The organism is uncultured Campylobacter sp. (assembly GCF_938031315.1).
Classification (GTDB): domain Bacteria; phylum Campylobacterota; class Campylobacteria; order Campylobacterales; family Campylobacteraceae; genus Campylobacter_B.
On the sequence record NZ_CALHHT010000150.1, the window covers coordinates 1 to 1,952 of the forward strand.

2 protein-coding genes are annotated in these 1,952 nt (G+C 48.8%); both read left to right on the top strand.

The features are described 5' to 3' along the window. The first annotated feature begins 160 nt into the window (after positions 1-160). Entirely contained in the window at positions 161-700 is a 540-nt protein-coding gene (locus tag Q0236_RS04075; RefSeq protein ID WP_297915384.1) for a hypothetical protein, read from the top strand. After that, on the top strand, positions 622-1,878 hold the full coding sequence (locus Q0236_RS04080; protein ID WP_297915386.1) for a phage tail sheath subtilisin-like domain-containing protein: 1,257 nt from the start codon (positions 622-624) through the stop codon (positions 1,876-1,878). Before Q0236_RS04075 ends, Q0236_RS04080 begins: the two co-directional genes overlap by 79 nt. Positions 1,879-1,952: the final 74 nt, after the last annotated feature.

Genomic DNA, 1,952 nt, shown 5'->3' on the forward strand with positions numbered 1-1,952 from the left:
ATTTTATACTATTTTTGACGAGCTTTATTTTAGGGATTTTGGCTTGTCCTATCGTGATTTTTCTAAGGGCGCGCAAGTGCGATCAATGGGACCACTCCAATGTGATGAATATCCTTAGGGTGTTCGCACCCCTTGTGAAGAGCCGCCCGAAAGAGCGATGATGTTTTGGATACTGAATAGACTACGCGGGCAGTATTCATACTTCGCCAAGCTTAACGCTTTGGTAGTGGCCCTGCTGGTATTTGCGTTTTTGGGGAATTTCTACCTCGCGATCATCTGCGGGCTCGGGTATTTGCTGGGCGAGGCCAAAGGCTGGGGCGTATGGGTCGGCGCGCTCGTAACCCACGGCAGCTACACAAGCGAGCATGAAGTGAAATTTATTGAGCGCATCGCTGCTAAGCTTTTCGATCCGCGGGCGCATTGGCTAGCGTATTGCCGCGTTTGCCTATCTCTGCGCGGGCTTTTATGGTGGCTGCCGGTGTTTGTGCCGCTAGTCTTTGCGGGTATTTATGGCGCGCCGCTTCTGGCCGCAGCTCTTGCGGTAGGTTTTCCGCTTGCTTGCGAGCTAGGTTATCGCACAAAATGGACGCTACGATTTCGAGCTTTTGAGGCGAGAGATGCGTGGGACAGACAAGAGGTGTTTTATGGGGCTATGCAGGACTTGGCGTTTATTGCCCTATATTTGATATCGAAATTTTAAACAAAGGAGAAAAGATGGCTGCAAAATTTGGAGTAAACATAACCGTTTCGGCAGAGGCGGCAAGGCCGATAAGCGTAGAAAGTACTACGCCGATCGGGATCGCAGGATATGAAGAGGTGCTGGAAAACGGCCTGCATTTTTTTATGACGACCGATAAGGCAATTGATGCGATCGAGACGATCTATAAGGAGAAAAAGGGCAAATCCGAAAGCTTCAAACAAGGCTCGATCTACCGCGCACTAAAAGCGATAGCAGATCAGGCGGTACAAACGCAGATCATCCTATCGGTATTTGCCCGCACCGATAATAACGACGATAGCGACGATATCACGGCTTGCAAGGCTGCTATAGAGGCTTTTAAAAATGCAAAGTCCGCTACCGGCTATCGTCCAAATTTACTAATCGCTCCCGAGTTTAGCGGCGAGGACGCAATCAAAGCAGCACTCGAAGCTATGGCCACAAGGCTCAAAGCTACCGGCATCGTCGATCTCAAGGCAAGCGCCGCAAATGAGGCTATCACAAAAATGAAAGATTTTGGCACGGCACGGCTGATTGCGGCATATCCCTATGTCAAAATTTGGGATGATGAAACAAACGGCTACGTTATGAGCCCGCAAAGCGCTCGTATTGCCGGAATGATCGCCTATGTGGACGGTCTTAGCGAGTTTGGATACAGCGATAGCTATTCTAACCGAGTGATGGGCGGTATCGTCGGCACGGCAATAGACGTAGACTTTGAGATGGGGCAGACCTGCACGGCAGATGAGCTTAGGGCGGCTCATATCAGCACGATCATTCGCGAGCAAGGCTTCAGGGCTTGGGGCGGAGAGACTAGCGACGTCGATAGCATTTGGCAGGATCTTGCCAGGGGAAGGATTTTTGATCGTATCTCGCAGGCTTGCCAAAAAGGGGTGTTTTTCGCGATAGATCGCAAAGCCGATCAACTCTATCACGCAAAAAGGAGTGTAGATGAGCTATTGCGGGCTCTCGTAGGAGCTAGAGTACTGCTAGGATATGAACTTAGCTGGAGCGCGAAAAATACCCTTGCAAACATTACGGCAGGGAAATTTTACCTTGACGTCAGAATGCAGAATAATCCGATAGTTAAGCAATTGACATTAGATTTTATCTATGTCGATTCTTATGGCAAAGTATTAATGGATTCGATCAGTAGGTGAGAGATGGGCTGAGCTCGCAAAAAATCCGCTTAAGCTTTAAAATTTTGCGAAGCAAAATTTCTGAAACTTTAGGT